Source organism: Cryobacterium shii (assembly GCF_004402595.1).
In the GTDB taxonomy this organism is placed as follows: Bacteria; Actinomycetota; Actinomycetes; order Actinomycetales; family Microbacteriaceae; genus Cryobacterium; species Cryobacterium shii.
Genome location: NZ_SOFY01000070.1, coordinates 72,341 through 92,170 on the forward strand (window position 1 = coordinate 72,341; position 19,830 = coordinate 92,170).

A 19,830-nucleotide genomic window follows, 5' to 3' on the forward strand; every position below is an offset into this window, starting at 1 on the left:
GGACTACGCTCCCTTCACTGCGTTGCGGACGAATACGAGGCGGCCACGAGCACCGGGAACGGCGCCCTTGACCAGCAGGAGGCCCTTCTCGGCGTCAACCGAGTGCACCTTGAGGTTCAGCACAGTGACGCGCTCGCCACCCATACGACCGGCCATGCGCATGCCCTTGAAGACACGGCTCGGGGTCGAGGAAGCACCGATGGAACCGGGCTTGCGGTGGTTGCGGTGTGAACCGTGAGAGGAAGAGACACCCTTGAAGTTGTGACGCTTCATGACACCGGCGAAACCCTTACCCTTACTGGTGCCCATGACGTCGACCTTGGTGCCGGCAGCGAACACACCGTCAACGGTGAGTTCCTGGCCCAGGGTGTAGTCAGCGGCATCCGCGGTGCGGAGCTCGGTGAGGTGGCGGCGAGGCGTGACGCCGGCCTTTTCGAAGTGTCCGGCGGATGGCTTGTTGACCTTGCGCGGGTCGATAGCCCCAGCAGCGATCTGGACGCCGGCGTAGCCGTCGATGTCCTTGCTGCGGATCTGGGTGACAACGTTGGGCGAGATCTCGATGACGGTGACGGGAACGAGCTTGTTGTTCTCGTCCCAGACCTGGGTCATACCGAGCTTCTTGCCGAGGAGACCCTTGGTGGTCTTGGTATCGGAGTAAGACATCGCGGGCCCTAGAGCTTGATCTCGATGTTGACGTCCGCCGGGAGGTCGAGACGCATAAGCGAGTCAACGGCCTTCGGGGTCGGGTCAATGATGTCGATCAGACGCTTGTGGGTGCGCATTTCAAAGTGCTCCCGGCTGTCCTTGTACTTGTGAGGGGAACGGATGACACACACCACGTTCTTCTCGGTCGGAAGCGGCACGGGGCCGACGACAGTCGCACCCGCGCGGGTCACTGTGTCGACGATCTTGCGCGCCGAGATGTCGATGACCTCGTGGTCATACGACTTAAGTCGAATGCGGATTTTCTGTCCCGCCATGTCGAACTCGCTTTCTTGTCAAGGCTTCGTACATCCCGAGGGCTGCATTGGACGCCGTAGTAGCACTGCTGCTATCGCACCACTGTTCATCTGTCAATTTCGATGCCCACCGCCAGGCGGCGAGTACCGAGCCAACTCGCTTCTCCACACTCGCGCATGAGGGAAGGCATGGATTTGCCCAGCATTCCCGGCTGTTGGTTTCTTCTATGTCCTGCTACCCGCGGCCTAACTGTGCACCTGGCGCTTTTTACGGCGAACGGCACAAGCTATGCACTGCCTGGCAGTGATCCCGATACCGCGAGCAGCGCGGCAGTCGAAAGTGTTGAACTAGAAGAGTCTGCCACAGGGTCGGGTCATTGTGCAACCCGGGCGTGTCGCGGGCGGCGTGTCGCCACTTCCGCGTCGTTCCGGGGCTCCCCCGCACCTCTCAGGCCGTCCAAAGTGCCCGTTCCGGTCGAGAGTGACCGCTGCGGCGGTCACTCTCGACCGGAACGGGCACACTCACCGCACCAGCGGGAGTCCCGCCTTGCTCAGGATGCGCTGCAACCGCCATGGTTCGCGGATGTCCGGAATCCCCCAGCGCGCGAAGACGTTGCCCTCAGCCCTGAGATGGTCCTCACGGATTTTCTCCGCGTAAACGGCCTCACCCGGGGACATCGAACTGAGGTACTCCTCCTTCAGGTATTTTCCGCGTCCGTCGAGCTCACCGATCGTTCGATACTCCGGCCATTCGGTATCCGTGAAGTAGTGACCACCGTTTGGGTTGACGTGCTGACGCTGAAGGACGGGGTCAGGGAATCCCAGCTCGAAGATGACAACCCTGCTCTCGGACTCGCCCGCATTGTCCGCGAGGCCGTTCCCGAACTTGATCGCTTTCAGCGACTGCCGCCCGCCCCGCGGGGACACCACCCGCTCGTGCGCCTCTAGGAGCTGGTCTTTCGTGACTTGATTGTAGTTCGTGCTCCGCTCAGGATTGAGAGCACAGTCGATCGCCGCCACGCTGTCCCGGAATTGCGCCGCGCGGGCGAGATCCACCAGCGTTCGCTGGGGACTTGTCACCAGAATGCCTTCCATTTCGACGACGTCCCCCGCTTCCAGCCCCTCACGGTGAATCGTGACCCCGTTCTTGCTCCGTGCGGCCGACTCCGGGTTGACGATCAGGTGTACGACGCCGGGCCAGGCGCTGGCCCTCGGATAGCCCCACAGCGCGGCCGCCGAGTCGAAGGCCACCACGGGCATCCGTCGCCGGGTGCGAACCGCCGCCAGGATTCGCGCGCGGTATCGATCGGCTGGGGTCATGGACGCCCAAAGCGCGTCATCGACATAGGCTCCGCGACGGATGCGCTCCCTGGCGCCCACCGCATGGTCGCGCCTCAGGGTCCTGTCGTCCTGTTCGATGCCTACGATGTCCCTGACCAGAACGAGGCCGGATCGATTGGTGATGTCGTTGTGTCTCATCCGATCAGGATCGAGACGACAGCCACCGTCCGAGGCGTGTTGCGCCGGAACTGTGTGCTCCAGCCCACGTCGAGGGGCCGGGAGGAGTCATCTTCTCCCGGATGCCGGTACGACAGTTCCCGTTCCGGTCGAGGGCCCGAGAGAGGGCGTTAGGTGGCGGGGGGCTTGTCGTCGGTGCCGATCTTGTCGTCGGCGGAGGTGCGCGCGCCCTCGATCTGCTCCTCGTATTTGCCGCCGGTGACCTTGTTGGCCGCATCGGCGGTGGCTCCGAGCACCTTGTCGCTCATTTCCTCGGCCTGCTCGCTTGTCAGCGCGTCCTTGACCCTGTTGTCATTCAGGAACGCTTTGGCCTTCTTGGTGATGTCGTCCAAGCCCATGGTCTTCTCCTTCTCCGGCTGTGCGGCGCAGCCGTATCCAAAGTACTCCGGCTCCCCGCACGAAACGGGTACAAAAAAGGGGCCGGCCCCCGAAGGGCCGACCCCGTTTCTTGAAGGGAACTACTTGATGATCTTGGTCACCGTTCCGGCACCGACGGTGCGGCCACCTTCACGAATGGCGAAGCCGAGGCCCTCTTCCATGGCGATCGGCTGGATCAGCGCGACGTTCATGTCGGTGGTGTCGCCGGGCATGACCATCTCGGTGCCCTCAGGCAGCGTGATGACGCCGGTGACGTCCGTGGTGCGGAAGTAGAACTGCGGGCGGTAGTTCGCGTAGAACGGGTTGTGACGCCCACCCTCATCCTTTGACAGGATGTACGCGGTGCCCTCGAAGTCGGTGTGCGGCGTGACCGAACCCGGCTTGACGACAACCTGGCCGCGCTCGACGTCTTCGCGCTTGGTGCCACGAAGAAGAAGACCACAGTTCTCGCCGGCCCATGCCTCGTCGAGCTGCTTGTGGAACATCTCGATACCAGTGACCGTGGTCTTGATGGTCGGGCGGATGCCGACAACCTCGACCTCGGAGTTGATCTTGAGGGTTCCACGCTCGGCGCGGCCGGTGACGACGGTTCCACGACCGGTGATCGTGAAGACGTCCTCGATCGGCATCAGGAAGGGCTTGTCCTTGTCGCGGACGGGCTCCGGGAAGTAGTCGTCGACAGCCTTCATCAGCTCAAGGATGTTGCCGACCCACTTCTCGTCGCCTTCAAGCGCCTTGAGTGCGGAGACGCGCACGACGGGAGCGTTGTCGCCGTCGAAGCCCTGGGCGGTGAGGAGTTCGCGAACCTCGAGCTCAACGAGCTCAAGGATCTCTTCGTCGTCAACCATGTCGGACTTGTTCAGCGCGACGAGCAGGGACGGCACGCCGACCTGCTTCGCGAGCAGAACGTGCTCACGGGTCTGAGCCATCGGGCCGTCAGTAGCGGCAACCACGAGGATCGCGCCGTCCATCTGAGCAGCACCGGTGATCATGTTCTTGATGTAGTCAGCGTGGCCCGGTGCGTCAACGTGCGCATAGTGACGCTTTTCGGTCTCGTACTCAACGTGCGAGATGTTGATCGTGATGCCGCGCTGGCGTTCTTCCGGAGCAGAGTCGATCGACGCGAAGTCGCGCTGAACGTTTGTCTTGGACGGGTACGTGTCGGCGAGGACCTTGGAGATCGCTGCAGTCAGCGTGGTCTTTCCGTGGTCAACGTGACCGATCGTTCCGATGTTTACGTGCGGCTTGGTCCGCTCGAACTTGGCCTTGGCCACTGTGGGTCCTCCTCAGGACTCTCGGCTTCACCGCCCGCTGGATGCGGGCGGTGAAACTGCTGGATTTGTGTACTTATGTTACTCGGGCCGGGAGGCCGAAGCGATTCGGGCCATGGGGCCCTGAAAGGCCCGAAGGCCCCGGGCTATTCGCCCTTGTTCTTCTGAATGATCTCTTCGGCCACAGCCCGGGGGACCTCCGCATAGCTCTCGAAGGTCATCGAGTACACGGCGCGGCCAGAGGTCTTCGACCTCAGGTCACCGATGTATCCGAACATCTCCGACAGCGGCACGTTGGCGCGAATTACCTTCACGCCCTGAGCGTCCTCCATGGTCTGGATCTGTCCACGACGCGAGTTCAGGTCGCCGATGACGTCGCCCATGTATTCCTCGGGCGTACGTACCTCGACGGCCATCAGCGGCTCGAGCAGAACGGGATCAGCCTTACGAACGGCTTCCTTGAAGCCCATCGAGCCGGCGATCTTGAACGCCATCTCCGAGGAGTCGACGTCGTGCGCGGCGCCGTCAAGCAGGCTTGCCTTGACGCCCACCATCGGGTAGCCGGCCAGGACGCCAACGTGCAGCGCATCCTGGATTCCTGCGTCCACCGAGGGGATGTACTCCCGGGGGATGCGGCCACCCGTGACCTTGTTGACGAACTCGTAGCTCTTATCGGCAGTGATCTCGAGCGGCTCGATCGCGATCTGAATCTTCGCGAACTGCCCGGATCCACCGGTCTGCTTCTTGTGCGTGTAGTCGTGACGCTCGACCGCGCGACGGATCGTCTCGCGGTAGGCGACCTGGGGCTTGCCGACGTTGGCTTCGACGTTGAATTCACGCCGCATCCGGTCGACGAGGATGTCCAGGTGGAGCTCGCCCATTCCCTTGATGACCGTCTGACCAGTTTCCTGGTTCTGCTCGGTGCGGAAGGTCGGGTCTTCTTCGGCCAGCTTCTGGATCGCGAGACCCAGCTTTTCCTGGTCCTGCTTGGTCTTCGGCTCGATCGCAACCTCGATGACCGGGTCAGGGAACGTCATCGACTCGAGCACGACCTGCGCGTTCGGGTCGCACAGGGTGTCACCCGTGGTCGTGTCCTTGAGGCCGATGACCGCGTAGATGTGACCGGCGGTCACGAAGGCCACAGGGTTCTCCTTGTTGGCGTGCATCTGGAAGATCTTGCCGATGCGCTCCTTCTTGCCCTTGGTCGAGTTGATGACCTGGGCACCGGAGTCAAGGTGACCGGAGTAAACGCGCACATAGGTCAGACGACCGAAGAACGGGTGAACGGCAACCTTGAACGCGAGGGCCGTGAACGGCTCCGTCGCATCCGGGTGGCGCATGATGACCTTTTCCTCATCGCGCGGGTCGTGGGCCTCGATGGCCGGCACGTCGAGCGGGGTGGGGAGGTAGTCGATGACGGCGTCGAGCATCGGCTGAACGCCGCGGTTCTTGAACGCCGAGCCACAGAGGACCGGGTAGATCTCGCTGGAGACGGTGAGCTTGCGGATCGCGTGCTTGATCTCGGAGACCGTGAGTTCCTCGCCGGAGAAGTACTTCTCCATCAGGTCGTCGTCGGTCTCGGCAACGGTCTCGAGGAGCAGCTTGCGGTAGACCGCAGCCTGGTCGACGAGGTCGGCCGGGATCTCTTCGATAGCGTACTTGGAGCCCATCTCGACGTCACCCTTGGAGTCGCCGCGCCAGGTCAGTGCACGCATCTCGACGAGGTCGACAACACCTTCGAAGGTGTTCTCGGCGCCGATCGGCAGCTGGAGGACGAGCGGCTTCGCGCCGAGGCGCTTGACGATCGTGTCGACGGTGTAGAAGAAGTCGGCGCCGAGCTTGTCCATCTTGTTGACGAAGCAGATGCGGGGCACGTCGTACTTGTCGGCCTGACGCCAGACGGTCTCGGACTGGGGCTCAACGCCCTCCTTGCCGTCGAACACTGCGACGGCGCCGTCGAGGACGCGGAGCGAACGCTCCACCTCAACGGTGAAGTCGACGTGGCCGGGGGTGTCGATGATGTTGATCTGGTTTTCAGCCCAGAAACAGGTCGTCGCGGCAGACGTGATGGTGATGCCACGTTCCTGCTCCTGCGCCATCCAGTCCATGGTCGAGGCGCCGTCGTGCGTCTCGCCGATCTTGTGATTGACACCCGTGTAGTACAGGATGCGCTCAGTGACGGTGGTCTTGCCAGCATCAATGTGAGCCATGATGCCGATGTTGCGGACCTTACTCAGGTCGGTGAGCACGTCAAGTGCCACGGGGGTCCTCCGGAAGTTTGCTTATGGTGCGTGGTGCGAAACAGGGCATCCGGTATCCGGGCCCGTCGAGATCTGATCCCGACAAGCCCGGACTCCGGAACGCGACTACCAGCGGTAGTGAGCGAAGGCCTTGTTCGCCTCGGCCATCTTGTGCGTGTCCTCGCGGCGCTTCACAGCGGCACCGAGGCCGTTGGATGCGTCGAGGATTTCGTTGGTGAGACGCTCGGTCATGGTCTTCTCGCGACGAGCCTTGGCGTAGCTGGTCAACCATCGGAGGGCCAGGGTGTTGGCGCGGTGCGGCTTGACTTCGACGGGCACCTGGTAGGTGGAACCACCCACGCGGCGCGAACGCACCTCAAGGGTGGGACGAACGTTGTCGAGTGCCTTCTTCAGCGTGACGACAGCATCCGCACCGTTCTTGGCAACGACGCCTTCGAGTGCATCGTAAACGATGCGCTCGGCGAGGCCCTTTTTGCCGTCGAGGAGGATCTTGTTGACGAGCTGGGAGACGATGGGGGCGCCGTATACCGGGTCAGCGATAACGGGACGCTTGGGCGCTGGGCCTTTACGAGGCATTACTTCTTCTCCATCTTGGCGCCGTAGCGGCTACGAGCCTGCTTGCGGTTCTTGACGGCCTGGGTGTCCAGTGCGCCACGAACGATCTTGTATCGAACACCGGGAAGGTCCTTGACGCGACCGCCGCGGACGAGCACCATCGAGTGCTCCTGCAGGTTGTGACCCTCGCCGGGGATGTAGGCGGTGATCTCGGTACCGTTCGACAGCTTGACGCGGGCGACCTTGCGGAGAGCCGAGTTCGGCTTCTTCGGGGTCGTCGTGTAGACGCGGGTGCAAACGCCGCGCTGCTGGGGGTTGGACTTCAGGGCGGGAGCCTTGGTCTTGGTGACCTTGGGGCTGCGTCCCTTTCTGACCAACTGCTGAATGGTGGGCACTAATTACTCCTCGTTATTGCTGCACGGTGACAGCTTTGTGATTAGCATTCGACCCTGCACGTTGCCGCCTGGATCGAGTTCATCTGGACCCACCGAGGCACGCAGACGAGTCCGCTTGTTCAGGTGGGTATGCCGTGGGGGCTGCTCGGAGAACAAACCCTGAGTGAGTGCCCGGTCGCGGCGCCTAAGGTGCAGCACGACAAAATCGCGGTGGCATAACTCAAGCGCACGACAAAGCGCACACCCCGAAATACTAACTTGACGGTGGCAGCCCGGTCAAATGGATTACCACGTCCGGGGGGTTCGTTCAGGTGTTGTTCAGATGCCGCGCGGCCAGAGCGGTGAATCGAGGGCGGTGTCGAGGTCTGCCAGCAGGGCCAGCACCCAGGGTTCGACGAAGTCGGAGACTGCCCGGCGCATCCGTGCCTGGTGCCGGGACAGCTCCGCGCAAACCTTTCGGCCGACCAGGGCCGCGTGCTCGTCGGCGAGTTTGAGTTCGGCACGGATGGCGGCCTTCTCCTCGACGCTCAGCGGCGGTGGGGCGACTGGCGCGGCCGAGGGCTCTTCGGGCCGGGCGAGGTCAGCGAAGGTGAAGAGGTAGGGGGCGTCGGGCGTGGCGGGCGGATCCAGGTCGAGCCCCGTGTAGGCCGGGTCCAGGCCTTCGGTCGGCTGGTAGCTCGCGGCGGCCTTGCGTTGCTCGTTGAGGTGGATCTCGCGGCGGAGCAGCGGCAGGTGCGCCTCGGTGTACTCGTCGACGTCCGCGTCGATCACGCGCTTGATGCGCATGGACAGCGCGTGCTGCACGGCGTGCGGGACATCCGTGGTGAGGCCGGCGGCACCGATGATGGGCGACCCGAAGCAGGTGCGGCAGAGGCGGGCGCGACCTCGGTGTGTGCCCGGGCGCCAGCGGGGCAGCCAATTCAGCCAGTCGTCGACCTCGTGGTCCACGCGTGACTCGATGGAACCGTCCATGAGTATTAAGGGTACTCGATTGCCTCGCCGAACGGCTGACCAGTTTTGGGGGCATCCGTCAGCGCCCCGGGAACGCTCAGGGGCGGGCCTTCGTGCGGAGTTCGTCGGCCAGGTTCCCGGCGGCGGGAGCCTCCGGCAGCCCGGTCCAGACCGCGGAGTCGATGATCGCATCGTAGAGCTCCACCAGCAGGGGGCCGAGCTCGGCGAGGGGCGACGAGAAGGTCACCAGGAGCACGGCGCTCGCGCCCGGCACCGTGATCCAGTAGTCGGCCTTGATGGCGGTATAGGACTCGACGTCGGGACCGCGGCCCGGCTGCTCGTGATCGCTGGTGCGCCGCAGCACGTACGACCGGCCCTTCTCGAACAGGATCGCGCCCTCGCCCTCGAGGACGGCCCAGTGATCCGCGCCGTCCTCCCGGTCAGACCCGTCGCCGCGTACCAGGCCCAGCGCCAGGGCATCCATGATGACGGGCGGCTCGGTGCTCTGGCCGGGGAAGGTGAGCGCCGGCCGGTAGACGGTCAGCGTGGACGCGAAGGTGATCCGCTTGTCGAGCTTGAGGGACACGTGGAACTCGGTCGCCCCGCCCTCGATCGCGTGCGTCACCGCTGCCGACATGGCTTTGCGCTGCTGCGCGCGAAACGTCGCCTCGCTGGAGTTGCGTCCGAACTTGTGCGCGACGAGTTTCTTGACGGACGCGGCGGCCGAGTCAATCGAGTCGACCGGGATTCGCCACCAGGCACCCGGGAGCTCGAATTGGAGCGACGGATGCTGCGGGCTCGCACTCATTCCGCAGCGCCGAACATCGCGGCCAGCTCCTCCCTGGTGAGGATGAGGTGGGTGCCGAGGTACTTCCCCTGGGTGAAACCGAACTCCGCCTGGCGGTCCCTGAGGACTACCAGCTGGAGGGGTTGGGGACCGCCGGGCCAGGGAGCCTCGACGGCGAAACGGTACTGGGGTAATTGTGTGCCGTATTCAGCCCAGATGACGGATGCCGTCTGGCGGAGGACCTCGCCCAGGGCCGCGTCGCCCTCGGCGGTGACTGTGAGCCTCGTCGTCGACCGGTAGTTGCCCGGAAATCCGTTCAACGCAACCGTAACCGTGGCGTCTTCAACCCCGTCAATGGCTTTCAGCGATTCGGTGACCTGCTCCGTGTTCATGTTTGCCTCCGGTGGCGCGGATTGTGACGATGGGGAAGGCTGGGGGGCACAGGCAGCGAGGGCCAGGGTGACGGAGACGGCCGCCGCGAGCACAGTCAAGCGACGCCATCTCGCCCGCTCAGCCACGTGTGTAGGAATAGTCGTCGCCGTCGACCGCGTCGCCGAAGTAATCGGCGATGCCCACACTGCTGTCTGAGCCGCCGGCCGCCTTGAAATCGAGGACGGCACCCCCGGTTGCCTTGTCGACATGAGTTCTGAACGTCTCCTGATATTTTTCTGGGTTGTGTCCCAGGTCTTCGCCGGCCCCGCCCGGGGCGGGAACATCGATCTTGTACCGGTTACCGTCGTTGCTGTGGTCGGCCAGAAAGGGGTTCTCGGTGCGCGGGACCGGATCGGTCAGGTGGCTCACATCGAGTACCTTCGTGTGCAGCGGGATCGGCATGTCGTCGAGCGAGGCGCCGGCGGTCACCAGGGCGTCGACCTTGTAGGTGCGGCTGAACACGGGGTCGGCGGCCAGGTTGCCGGCCGTGATCCCGCCGAGGCTCCAACCGGTGAGCATGACGTGTGCGCCGTCGGGGATCTCCTGCTGCTTCATCGCGTCCATTACCGCTTTCTCGAGTTGCGTGCGCTGCCCGAGGACCATCTTGGCGGCGGCGTCGCTCGCGCCGTCGTTGGCGCTGGTGCCGCCCGGTAGCCACTGCTGCGTGCTGGGCACGGCGATCTTGTAGATCAGTTCACCGTTCGGGCCCGTGATGGTGGTGATTCTGACGACGGATTCCTGGTTGGTGTCCTTCTCGTCGTTCGTGTGCCCTGCGTCATCGATGTCCATCAGGTCCTGGAACATGGTCTCGAAGCTGGCGTGGGCCACGAGCTTCGCGTCTCGGTGGGCGACGCGCTTCGGCTCGGCTCGTTCCCCCCAGCCGGCGGCGCCGACGAGCAACCAGGCCACGGGAACCGTCGCCATCAGCGCGACGATGGCCGACTGCACGAGCGAGTCCAGCGGATCGCCACCCTGCAGGATCAAGGCGGTGGCCAGGTAGACGGTAGCGGCCAGGAAAATGGCCAGATGGGCCAGCACCACGGTCAGCACGACGGCTGCCGCGACGATCACCGCGAGGGCGAGCGCGATTGCGGTGGCCGCGACGATCGCCGCGGCCAGGACCAGGACGACGGCGACCGCCACCGCCAGCGCGAGGGCGACCGCGATCACGGCCAGCGCGATGGCGGCGGCGGCAACGAGCGCGAGTACGGCGAGGCCGAATGCGACGACCGCGGCGATGAGCAGGATCACCGCGGCGACCAGCGCCAGGACGGCGAGCACGATGGCGGCGAGCACCGAGACGATGACGTCGATGGCCTGGCCGATGAAGTCGGCGACCGCGGTGAGAAACCCGCTGATGTCGTCCCAGATGGAGTCGTTGAGGTCGCTGCCGGCGACGACGTCGACGATGCGGTTGCGGGCGTTCACGGCCGCCCGGTCGCGGTCCTCGCACGCCTGGTGGTAGCGGCGCTCGGCGGCATCCTTCCGGTCGGAGAGGCCGGAGATCGAACCGGTGACCCGGGCGAGGTCCGCCGTAGTCGTGCGTGGCGGCGGCGGCGCCGTCACGATCAGCGCGTCCGCGAGTGTTTCGGCGAGCTGGGTCACCCGGAGCCTGCTCTGCACGCGTTCCGCGTCGTTCAGGTCGTCGGCGGCGGCCTCGAATTCGGCGATCGCCTGATCGGCGTCGTCCTGCGCCGCCTCGAGGGCTGCGGCGTACGCGACGAGGGCGTCGCCGGTCTCGCTGTAGCGGGACTCGGCCTGGGAGATATCCGCGGCCAGCGCGGCGGCGTCTGAACGCACCCGGGCGATGGCCAGGCCGTGCATGGCATCCGGGTTGGCGATCGCCGTGAGCTGGCGCACGGCCGCTCGGATGGCCGTCGCCGTGTCCGCGTAGCGCAGACCGGTTTCGAGCACCACCGCCGGGTCACCCGCGAGTCGCTGCACGCTCAGGCCTGCATCGGTGCGGGTTCGGTGGAGCCGGAGAGTTTCTGGTCGAGTTCCCGGAACGAGGTGTGGATGTCCGTCAGCGATTTCGCGAGCCGGCCGAGGTTCTCGACGTAGCCGGCCCGCCGGTCGTCCCAGGTGTCGGCGAAGTCCTGCACGGCCTCGGCCAGTCCGACATGGCCGCAGGCGTCCGCGGCGCGACCCGAGCTGTCCGCGGACTCGGCGAACGATGTCTTGACGCCGGTCGCGTTGGACGCGGCGGCAGAAATCAGCGACAGGTCAAGGTGCACACCGTCCGACATCCGCATTCCCCCCAGATTGTGCGTGACGAGGGCGGCTTCTCGCGAAACCGCCCTCGAACTACTCGTTCAGACGAGTGTGACTAGCTTCCGGCCATGGAAGCGTCGTGCTCGCGGGTCTTCTGCGACATGGAGCGCAGCGCGTTGGCCATGTCGGTGATGCCGGCGACGGCCGTGTTCACACCGTTGTTGAGTTCGTTGTAGCCCTCGCCGAACTTGCCGGACGCGAGGTCGGTCTTGAAGCCCTCGCCGAGCAGTTCTTCGACCTTGCCGAGCAGCGAGTGCAGCTGGCCCTTGATGTCTTCAGCGCCGCTTTCGAGAACTCCGGCGGTCTGCTCCATGGCGTCATAGCTGGCGTGGAATGTCATTGATAAGCCTTTCGATCGGTTCCCCACTCCCCCATAGGAGTGATCGAGTACTGCTGTAACGCTATCTGGTCTGGGACTCTTCTGCCGGAACAATCCGGATGGCTTCCATCAGCGCCTTCAGGCCGTCCAGCATCAGGGCGATCCGGCCGAGGTTGTCATCGATGACCTCGAGCAGGAAGACGTGTCCCGCCGCTTCGCCGACCAGCCGGGCGCAGCCGACGACGCGGTTGGAGCCGTCTTCCTGTTCCAGCGACGTCGTGGAGAGCACACGCACCAGCCGGCCGAATCCGTCCGACTCGATCTCGGCGACGACGGGGACGGTCAGCGAAGACTCGGCGGAACCGGCGCAGTCTTCCAGGCTCGCCTCGCCGAGCTCGGCTCGCGACGCGGTGTACAGATGCGCGACCGAGAGGAAGGAGCCGGCGACCGGGAAGTACCAGAACCGTTTGGCGGCATCCGGCACGCTGAAAGCGGCGATCTCCCTGGCCGTCTCGTAGAACCGGCCGATGGTGGTCTCGGGTTCGGGCATTTCTCGGCCCGTGCGCTCGGCCACGTCCCTGGCCCAGTCGTCACGGGTCGCCCAGTCCTGTTCCGGGAAGTGCAGGGGAACGTCGATCCAGACGTCGGTGTCGTACCCGACGAGGTAGCCCGCTAGTTCTGTTTCCACCGGAATGTCCCTGCTATCGGCTCGAAGAGCCCGGCGAGGACGGTCACGAACTCGTCGCCTTCGTCGCCGGTGAGATGGAGAATCGCGTAGGAGAGCACGAGGCCCGTGCCGGGCCGCTCCCCCGGTGCCGGAACGAGGTAGTGGATCAGTAATGACGAGAGACCCTCCTCGCCGTCGACCCGGTTTCGTTCCTCCTGCCAGCGCCAGGCGGGACCCTGCGGCAGCTGCACCGCTTCGGCCCGGCCGCCGGCGAGACGGTCGACCGCCGAGACGAGGGTGGTTCCCGGCGCCGCTCTGAACGGGACCGCCACGATGGAGACCGGCAGAACGATGTCGTCGACGCGTTTGATCGGGAGGTACATGGCCGTCGCACCGATTTTGCGGACCCGGGCGAAATACACGTGGATGCGCGTGCGAACGTCCAGCGCGATGTCCGGCCGTCCGCCGTCGCGGTAGAGGTCCCGGGCGTTCTGGACAAGCTGGGCCTCGGCTTCGCGGTCGATGCCGTACTCGGCCCATCCGGGCGGGAAGACGAGCGTGTACGTGAGCTCGGCGGCGGCACGGGAGCCCTTGAGCTCGCTGGCGAGGCTCACAGCGACACCTCCGCCGGCTCGAGCGCGCGCGGCTTCTGCAGCGTCAACAGGAGTGCCCGGAACAGGATCATCGACAGCGTCACCACCTGAAACACCGAGCCGATCCAATGCCAGCCGAAACCCCCATAGGAGTCGACGCCGACCGGGAGGCCCGTCGGGTCACGGTACATGGTGCTGTACAGGAGGGGGAGCATCACGTAGATGACCAGGGTCATCATGACGAGGTAGACGAGCAGGGGGCGGTCGTCTCTGGTGAAGTGGCGCAGCATCATCGCAACCGAGACCGGGGCGATGAGGGCGACGGCGATCACCAGCCAGGCAGGCAGTGGAATCCACGGCCATTCGATGGCGCCCCGGTACAGTCGCTCCCCGTCCCCGGGCCCCATGTGGCCGCCGGCGAGGAGCCCGTTCAGCACCGTCAGCAGCAGGAACGCGGCCATCAGCAGCGACCCGGCCATGAACCCGCCACGCGCCTTGTCGAGTTTCGGCCTGGCCGCGGATGCCTGCGGAGAGGTGCGTCCTGATGGTCGGCCCATGTCAGGAGACCACGCTGTTCTTGAACGAGATGTAGCCCTGGTCGAATGTGCCGGCGATCTTGTCGTAGGCGGCTACGAGGGTGCCGCCGCCGGACAGGGCCACGTTCTTCACCTGTTCCCTGAGAACGGGCACCCCTTCGCGACCCGCGCCCCTGACCCACTCCGCAACCTCGGGGAGATGGCCGAACGTCTCGTCGATATTGTTGCGGAAGCCCATGTACTGTCCCACGTTCGCGCTGCCGCCGCGGAGGGTGTTCCACGGATTGTTGAAGAACGGCGGAATGGTCTGCAAGCGGGAGCCGGCGAAGGCCTGCACGTCCCGGAAGCGATTCACCAGGCGCCAATTGCTCGTCGGCATTGCAGCGCGCAGACCCACCTGGACGGAATCCCGTCCCCCGGCGAAGACGGCCCTCATTTCCGGGCCGCGCAGGACGGCTGAAACCGATTTCGCTCCCGCAGCGCCGATTCCGAAGGTGACCAGCCCGAAGACATCGAGGCCCACGTCGACCCAGGAGCCGTTGCCCGTGGCCGCCAGAGTCACGTGTCCGATCAGGGACACGACGGATAACACCACGACCAGGGCCATCACGAACAGGGCGATGGGCCCGGTCAGGAACAGGGCGACGACGGCGAGCACGAGCAGCACCGAGCTGATCGTGTCGAGGAATTTGGTCAGGTCCTCGACCCAGGTGTCGTTGTTGCCCGCGGTGTCCATCGCCGTGTCGATTCCGCCGACCGCATCGTCGTAGGCTTCCGCCCACACGCTGAACGCGCTCTCGAAGGTGTCCCAGAGCCCGTCGAGGTTGTTGTCCGCGCTGCGCGCGGAACTCGCGGCGGCGTCATCGGCCGACACCGCCTGCGCCCGATCCTGCGGTGTCGGCTCGGTCTCCCACAGCCAGGTGGTGTCGAGGCCGCTCAGCGCCCTCGAGGCGGAATCCGCCGTGTCACGACGGTCCTCGGCCACACTGTGCGCCGTCTCGATGTCGTCGATCAGAGGGTGGATCGTGTCCTGCGCCGCCTTCAGAGCCGCCGCGTAGCCTTTGAGAGTCTCCCCCGTCATCCGGTAGCGCACTGCCGCCTTGGACAGATCCCCGTTGATCTCCCCGGCCACCTTGCGCACCTTGTCCACGGATTCGGCGATCTGGGTGGTGCCCTCGCTGATCTCCCGCAGCGCCCTGGCGGTGCTGTCCATGGTGTCGCCGAGGGCGACCAGGTTGCGTCCGCGGCTGTCGACGTCGGATGCCGACCCCTCCAGGATCCGGAGGATGTGGCCTCTGGGCGACGTGAGGGTCATTTCATCCCTCCGACGGGCTGGTTGTCGTGGCCGGCGTGCCCCATGCTCTTGGCCGCCTCCCGGTCGAATGCGGTCCAGCCGGCGATGACGCCGTCCAGACGCTCCTGAAGGTCCTCCAGGCCGCCCTTGAGCTTGTCCCGCTTGGCCGCCCACTCGGCCTCGAACTCGTGCACGACGTCGAAGAGTTCCGAGCGGTCGTCGGGGTGCGCGACCGCGCCCGCGCCATCGTCGTTGCTCTTGGCGGCGGCCTTGAACTCGTCGATCGTCGTCTTGAGCCCGGAGGAGACCTCAGCGAGGTCCTGCATGTTCAGCCAGATCTGTGCCATTGACTTGATCAGCCCTTTCGTCGGTCTGCGTTGAGGCTATCGGCCACCAGTGGAATCTGAACGCGGTAGACGGAACCGTTCTGCACGTAGAGGCCGCGGCCCTCGGGGAACTCGTGCCGCGCGACGCGGGGGAACGGCACCTTGAAGACGCTCTCGCCGTCGTGCGTGTCCGGTTTCAGGATGATCCCCTTGCGGGCGGCCTTCATCTCGCCGACGAGACCGAAGCTGCTGCCGAGGTTCGCGATGTCGACGTCGGTGATGAGCGTGTGGTCGCTGCGGTTCACCTTCTGCGCAAGCTCCACCAGGGGTTTCTCCAACGGCGAGGCCGCGAACTGGGTCACGTTCTCGATCACGATGACCAGCCGGTCGGTGACCCCCTCGTCGGTGACGGCCTCGATCAGCTCCTTCACCAGCGCGACCGCGTCGTCGACCTTGACCGCGCTCCGCATCCAGGGGTAGTCCGTCGCGAGTTGCGACCGACGCCCGCCGATGTGGAAGAACTTCGCGTCCGGGTCCCACGCCGCGATCGTTCGCACCAGGGCCCGGATGGTGTTGGTCTTGCCGCTCACGGGCGGCCCGCCGATGACGATGGTGCCCATCGGCTCGAACCCCATCGGCTGCAGCGCCGTGTCCGAGATGCCGATCACCGGCAGGTCGTTGACGGATGCCGGCAGCTCGCGGAGGGAGACCTCCTTCGGGAGCGCCCCCACGACCGGGGCCTCGGCCACACCGGCGGCGCGGAGCCGGGCGGCGAGCGCCTGTGTGCTCGTCGTCTGCGCCGCCACGTTCGGCGTGCCCCCGATGATCGCCAGCTGGGTTTCGTAGCCATCGACGATGGCCCGGCCGGGAGGTGACTGCTCGCTCAGGACGTCCTTGGGCACATCCAGCACCTGATAGGAGGACTCGTCGGGCAGGCGGAGCACCACCCGGCGCTGGATGTTGGCGTTGACCGCGGTCGGCACGCTTCCGTACCGGTCGGCCGTGATGACCACGTGGATGCCCAGCGGCCGCCCTTCGCCCAGGATGCGCATGAAGGTGTTGTAGAGCGGTCCGCGGGCGAGGCTGGTCTCGTATTCCTGGCGGAACGTGCCGAAGCCGTCGAGCAGGAACAGGATGCGCGCCTCCCCCGGGGCCTTGGCCAGCTCGCGGTACTCGCCGATGCTGGCGGCGTTGACCTCGGAGAACCGCAGGGCCCGGGCGTCGAGTTCGGCCCGGAGCATCAGCAGGAGCCGGCCCACCCGCTCGTGGTCGTCGCCCGAGACGATCGAACCGACGTGGGGCAGGACCTCGACGCCGCGGAGGCTGCCGGTTCCGAAGTCGATCCCGTAGACGTTCACGGCGCCGCTGCCGGGGCTGGCGCCCGCGGAGATGGCCAGCGTGCGGAGGAGGGCGGACTTGCCCGTTCCGCCGGTTCCGTAGATGGCCATGTGGCCGTCTTTGTCCGGCCGGAAGAAGGCCGGCTCCTGCAGCTGCTTCTCGGGGATGTCGCTGACCCCCATCACGATCATGGAGTCCCGCCCCTGCCGCAGGGCGAGCAGGTCGTAGGCCGGGAGCAGGTCGTCCAGCCACGGCCGGCGCGGGGCGGGGATACCCGCGCGCGCCGCGGCGGTGATGAGGTTGCTCACGATCCGCACCTGGTCGTTGGGGCCGAGGTCGCGCGGCTCGTTCGACTCGTGGGCGGGCGCCTCCCAGGGCGTCTGCGAGCCGAACCGGAGCTCGCCGACCTTCACGCTGACCACGTCGGGTTCATCCGTGGTCCAGCCGCCCGCGTAGCCGGACTGGAACGGGATCAGCCGCCCCGGACCGGTCTTGGCGATGGCCCGGCCGGGGATCGATGGGTCGAAGGTTCCGGCGATAGGGTCGCCGACGACATCCTTCGAGTCGGACTCGTCGGCCATCCGCAGGGCGACGCGCAGGTTCGTGTTGGCCCGCAGGTTGTCCTTGATGACGCCGGCCGGCCGCTGGGTGGCCATGATCAGGTGGATGCCGAGGGACCGGCCGCGCTGGGCGATGTCCACAACTCCGTCGACGAACTCGGGCACTTCGCCGGCGAGCGCGGCGAACTCGTCGATGACCAGGACCAGGGCCGGCGGGCAGTCCGGGTCGCCGCGCTTCTCGAGCTCCAGCAGGTCTTTGGCCTTCTTGCGGTTGAACAGGTGTTCCCGGTAGTGGAGTTCGGCGCGCAGGCTCGTCAGCGCGCGACGCACCAGGTGCGGGCTGAGGTCGGTGACCAGGCCGACGCAGTGCGGCAGCCGGGTGCATTCCGCGAATGCTGAGCCGCCCTTGTAGTCCACGAACAGGAAGGTCACCCGGTCCGGGCTGTATTCGGCGGCCATGCCGAGCACCCAGGCCTGCAGGAACTCCGACTTGCCCGACCCCGTGGTGCCGCCGACCAAAGCGTGCGGGCCCTGGGTGCGCAGGTCGAGGTGCATGGCGTCGAGGGCGGACTGCCCCACGATCGCCCGCAGCGTGCCGGTTCGTTTGCGCGGGACCGGGGCGGCGCCGGAGCGGTCGCTGATCGAGCTGTTCTGGGTCCAGCGTTCGATCGCGGTGCCGGGTTCGGAGGCCAGCTCCTCCCCCATCAGCGTCACCATGGACACGCTGCGCGGCAGGTCGCTGGCGTCGGTGATGACGGCGCCGGCGTCGATGATCGGGGCCAGGCGCCGGGCCAGGATGCGCGCGTACTCGACGGACACCCCCTCGATGGTCACATCGGGAACCGTCATCCCCAGCCGTACGAAGCCGACCTCGGCGTGGGCGAGGCCGTTCTCCACGTTGACGAAGGTGCGGCAGGCGGCGGGGAGCGCCTCGACGTTCGGGGCCATCCAGATCGGGTAGATGCGAGCATCCGCGGCGTCTTCGAGCATCTGCGCGAGCCGGGCCCGGTCCACCGGGGCGTCGTTGTCGATCAGAACCACGAGGGCGGCGCCGTCGGTGGCCGACGAGGACTCGGGAGTTCTCTGGCCGACGTGGGCGCCGCGCTGGGACGCGGCCTCACCCTCCTCGTGCGAGCCGCGCGAGGTGCCGTCGCCGCCGTTTTGGGAGTTGCGACTCTGGATCAGTTCCTCGAGGGCGTTCAGGATGGCCGTGCCGAGCGCCGCGCTGTTGGCCAGGTGCACGCCCGCCAGCCGGCTCTGCGGCGACGAGGTGTGCGGCAGCCACTTCAGCCACTCGAACTCGGTCGTGAACCGGGGGCTCAGGATGGCCGCGAACGTGACCTCGGCCGGGGAGTGCATGCCCGCGTACTGCACGGTGATCGCCCGAACCGTGTCGGCGACATCCGTGGCCGGGCCGCAGACGCCCAGGGCGCCGGACAGGAACAGGTTCTCGACGACGGGGACACCGCTGATCCGCGCGACCTTCGCCTGCAGCTTGTCCACCATGCGCAGGTAGACCGGCAGGCCGGAGGTGTTCTCCTTGGTGTTGATCGTGTTGCGGCTGGGCATACTGCCGAGGCCCAGGCGCAGGTCGAGGAAGTTCCAGTGCTCGGGCCGGCGGGTCCAGAGCAGCGGGCCCAGTTCGATCGCGGCCCCGTAGACCTCGGCGACCGACGGGGACTCGCGCAGCCGGGACGCGCGCTCCAGCGGCTCCTCCTCTTCGAACCGGGTCTCGATGTCTTCGAGCTGGGTCTCGAAGGCCGTCACCGTGGTGGCGAGCTTGTTCTTGGAGACCTGGATGCGGGAGAAGTGACTGCCGACCGCCATCATCGGCATCATCGCCACGAAGGTGAGGGTCAGCGGGTTGCGGGTGACCGCGAACATGACGATGCCCATGATCGCGGGCGAAATGACCATCAGCCACGGGAACGGCTGCGGCTCGATGTCGGTCGGGATCGCGGGGGCGGGGAATTCCCGGCCCGGGTAGCGCTGCTCGACCTGCGGCGAACGGTTGAAGCGCAGCGAACCGCCCCGCTCCAGAACCTGCACGGACTGGTCGACGGGAGCGCCGGCCACCAGCGTCGCCGCCAGTTCGGTGTCGCCGAGCACGATGGACTGCCCGGTGACCAGCCGCACCCGGGAGAGGAGGCCGCCGTCGACCAGGATGCCGTTGGCCGAGTTGAGGTCGACGATCTCGATCGATCCGGGCCCGACCTCCACGCGCACGTGGCGTTTGGAGACGAGCTCGTCGTTGAGCACGACGTCGTTGCCGGGGATGCGGCCGATCGTGCTGTTGCCGACCGGCAGACGGAACTCGGCACCCTTGTCGGGACCGCTCATCACGCGAAGGATGGCCGCGGTCGGGCCGCGGCCGGCGCCCCGGGCCGCCCGGGCGCTCGAGCGTGCGCCGCCGGGCGCC

General features: G+C 66.2%; 20 protein-coding genes. All 20 read right to left on the minus strand.

Annotated elements, in window-relative coordinates; genetic code table 11:
• Nucleotides 1-3: 3 nt before the first annotated feature.
• Nucleotides 4-663, minus strand: a complete 660-nt coding sequence (gene rplC / locus E3O49_RS13185) for a 50S ribosomal protein L3 (protein ID WP_134365614.1) — start codon at nt 661-663, stop codon at nt 4-6.
• An 8-nt stretch (nt 664-671) separates the two neighbouring features.
• A complete protein-coding gene (gene rpsJ, locus E3O49_RS13190; protein WP_035834607.1) occupies nt 672-980 on the minus strand; it encodes a 30S ribosomal protein S10 in 309 nt (102 codons plus the stop codon).
• A 501-nt stretch (nt 981-1,481) separates the two neighbouring features.
• Nucleotides 1,482-2,438: a hypothetical protein gene (locus E3O49_RS13195; protein ID WP_134451746.1), complete on the minus strand. Its 957-nt coding sequence runs from the start codon at nt 2,436-2,438 to the stop codon at nt 1,482-1,484.
• A 149-nt stretch (nt 2,439-2,587) separates the two neighbouring features.
• A complete protein-coding gene (locus tag E3O49_RS13200) occupies nt 2,588-2,815 on the minus strand; it encodes an Rv0909 family putative TA system antitoxin (protein WP_134365612.1) in 228 nt (75 codons plus the stop codon).
• Between the two features lie 120 nt (nt 2,816-2,935).
• Entirely contained in the window at nt 2,936-4,129 is a 1,194-nt protein-coding gene (gene tuf, locus E3O49_RS13205; protein ID WP_134363317.1) for an elongation factor Tu, read from the minus strand.
• A 143-nt stretch (nt 4,130-4,272) separates the two neighbouring features.
• Nucleotides 4,273-6,387, minus strand: a complete 2,115-nt coding sequence (fusA, locus tag E3O49_RS13210; RefSeq protein WP_134365611.1) for an elongation factor G — start codon at nt 6,385-6,387, stop codon at nt 4,273-4,275.
• Between the two features lie 105 nt (nt 6,388-6,492).
• Nucleotides 6,493-6,963 (minus strand): 30S ribosomal protein S7, encoded by a 471-nt coding sequence (gene rpsG, locus E3O49_RS13215; protein WP_066597688.1) that lies wholly within the window; start codon nt 6,961-6,963, stop codon nt 6,493-6,495.
• Nucleotides 6,963-7,337: a 30S ribosomal protein S12 gene (rpsL, locus tag E3O49_RS13220; protein WP_134365610.1), complete on the minus strand. Its 375-nt coding sequence runs from the start codon at nt 7,335-7,337 to the stop codon at nt 6,963-6,965. Before rpsL ends, rpsG begins: the two co-directional genes overlap by 1 nt.
• A gap of 318 nt (nt 7,338-7,655) precedes the next feature.
• Nucleotides 7,656-8,309, minus strand: a complete 654-nt coding sequence (locus E3O49_RS13225) for a spermidine/putrescine ABC transporter substrate-binding protein (RefSeq protein WP_134365609.1) — start codon at nt 8,307-8,309, stop codon at nt 7,656-7,658.
• A 76-nt stretch (nt 8,310-8,385) separates the two neighbouring features.
• Complete coding sequence (locus tag E3O49_RS13230) at nt 8,386-9,096, minus strand: hypothetical protein (RefSeq protein ID WP_134403073.1); 711 nt, start codon at nt 9,094-9,096, stop codon at nt 8,386-8,388.
• Nucleotides 9,093-9,467, minus strand: a complete 375-nt coding sequence (locus E3O49_RS13235) for a hypothetical protein (RefSeq protein ID WP_134365607.1) — start codon at nt 9,465-9,467, stop codon at nt 9,093-9,095. Before E3O49_RS13235 ends, E3O49_RS13230 begins: the two co-directional genes overlap by 4 nt.
• A 118-nt stretch (nt 9,468-9,585) precedes the next feature.
• Nucleotides 9,586-11,451: a hypothetical protein gene (locus tag E3O49_RS13240; protein ID WP_134405177.1), complete on the minus strand. Its 1,866-nt coding sequence runs from the start codon at nt 11,449-11,451 to the stop codon at nt 9,586-9,588.
• Between the two features lie 2 nt (nt 11,452-11,453).
• On the minus strand, nt 11,454-11,753 hold the full coding sequence (locus E3O49_RS13245) for a hypothetical protein (RefSeq protein ID WP_134365605.1): 300 nt from the start codon (nt 11,751-11,753) through the stop codon (nt 11,454-11,456).
• Between the two features lie 80 nt (nt 11,754-11,833).
• On the minus strand, nt 11,834-12,118 hold the full coding sequence (locus E3O49_RS13250) for a WXG100 family type VII secretion target (RefSeq protein WP_241976092.1): 285 nt from the start codon (nt 12,116-12,118) through the stop codon (nt 11,834-11,836).
• A gap of 61 nt (nt 12,119-12,179) precedes the next feature.
• Complete coding sequence (locus E3O49_RS13255; RefSeq protein ID WP_134365604.1) at nt 12,180-12,785, minus strand: hypothetical protein; 606 nt, start codon at nt 12,783-12,785, stop codon at nt 12,180-12,182.
• On the minus strand, nt 12,770-13,378 hold the full coding sequence (locus E3O49_RS13260; RefSeq protein ID WP_134451748.1) for a hypothetical protein: 609 nt from the start codon (nt 13,376-13,378) through the stop codon (nt 12,770-12,772). The genes E3O49_RS13255 and E3O49_RS13260 overlap by 16 nt, the downstream gene beginning before the upstream one ends.
• Nucleotides 13,375-13,914, minus strand: coding sequence for a hypothetical protein (locus E3O49_RS13265; protein ID WP_134451749.1), 540 nt, complete (start codon nt 13,912-13,914; stop codon nt 13,375-13,377). Before E3O49_RS13265 ends, E3O49_RS13260 begins: the two co-directional genes overlap by 4 nt.
• A 1-nt stretch (nt 13,915) precedes the next feature.
• On the minus strand, nt 13,916-15,208 hold the full coding sequence (locus tag E3O49_RS13270) for a hypothetical protein (protein WP_134365601.1): 1,293 nt from the start codon (nt 15,206-15,208) through the stop codon (nt 13,916-13,918).
• Nucleotides 15,205-15,534 (minus strand): hypothetical protein, encoded by a 330-nt coding sequence (locus E3O49_RS13275; RefSeq protein WP_134365600.1) that lies wholly within the window; start codon nt 15,532-15,534, stop codon nt 15,205-15,207. Before E3O49_RS13275 ends, E3O49_RS13270 begins: the two co-directional genes overlap by 4 nt.
• An 8-nt stretch (nt 15,535-15,542) precedes the next feature.
• A complete protein-coding gene (locus tag E3O49_RS13280) occupies nt 15,543-19,751 on the minus strand; it encodes an FtsK/SpoIIIE domain-containing protein (RefSeq protein WP_244285307.1) in 4,209 nt (1,402 codons plus the stop codon).
• Nucleotides 19,752-19,830: the final 79 nt, after the last annotated feature.

Excerpts from the sequence above, each read along its gene's own strand:
- rpsG (WP_066597688.1), bottom strand. The coding sequence starts at position 6,963 with ATGCCTCGTAAAGGCCCAGCGCCCAAGCGTCCCGTTATCGCTGACCCG.
- E3O49_RS13235 (WP_134365607.1), bottom strand. The coding sequence starts at position 9,467 with ATGAACACGGAGCAGGTCACCGAATCGCTGAAAGCCATTGACGGGGTT.
- rplC (WP_134365614.1), bottom strand. The coding sequence starts at position 663 with ATGTCTTACTCCGATACCAAGACCACCAAGGGTCTCCTCGGCAAGAAG.
- E3O49_RS13275 (WP_134365600.1), bottom strand. The coding sequence starts at position 15,534 with ATGGCACAGATCTGGCTGAACATGCAGGACCTCGCTGAGGTCTCCTCC.
- rpsJ (WP_035834607.1), bottom strand. The coding sequence starts at position 980 with ATGGCGGGACAGAAAATCCGCATTCGACTTAAGTCGTATGACCACGAG.
- E3O49_RS13265 (WP_134451749.1), bottom strand. The coding sequence starts at position 13,914 with ATGGGCCGACCATCAGGACGCACCTCTCCGCAGGCATCCGCGGCCAGG.
- E3O49_RS13245 (WP_134365605.1), bottom strand. The coding sequence starts at position 11,753 with ATGTCGGACGGTGTGCACCTTGACCTGTCGCTGATTTCTGCCGCCGCG.
- E3O49_RS13195 (WP_134451746.1), bottom strand. The coding sequence starts at position 2,438 with ATGAGACACAACGACATCACCAATCGATCCGGCCTCGTTCTGGTCAGG.
- E3O49_RS13250 (WP_241976092.1), bottom strand. The coding sequence starts at position 12,118 with ATGACATTCCACGCCAGCTATGACGCCATGGAGCAGACCGCCGGAGTT.
- E3O49_RS13270 (WP_134365601.1), bottom strand. The coding sequence starts at position 15,208 with ATGACCCTCACGTCGCCCAGAGGCCACATCCTCCGGATCCTGGAGGGG.
- E3O49_RS13225 (WP_134365609.1), bottom strand. The coding sequence starts at position 8,309 with ATGGACGGTTCCATCGAGTCACGCGTGGACCACGAGGTCGACGACTGG.
- E3O49_RS13230 (WP_134403073.1), bottom strand. The coding sequence starts at position 9,096 with ATGAGTGCGAGCCCGCAGCATCCGTCGCTCCAATTCGAGCTCCCGGGT.
- E3O49_RS13280 (WP_244285307.1), bottom strand. The coding sequence starts at position 19,751 with ATGAGCGGTCCCGACAAGGGTGCCGAGTTCCGTCTGCCGGTCGGCAAC.
- E3O49_RS13200 (WP_134365612.1), bottom strand. The coding sequence starts at position 2,815 with ATGGGCTTGGACGACATCACCAAGAAGGCCAAAGCGTTCCTGAATGAC.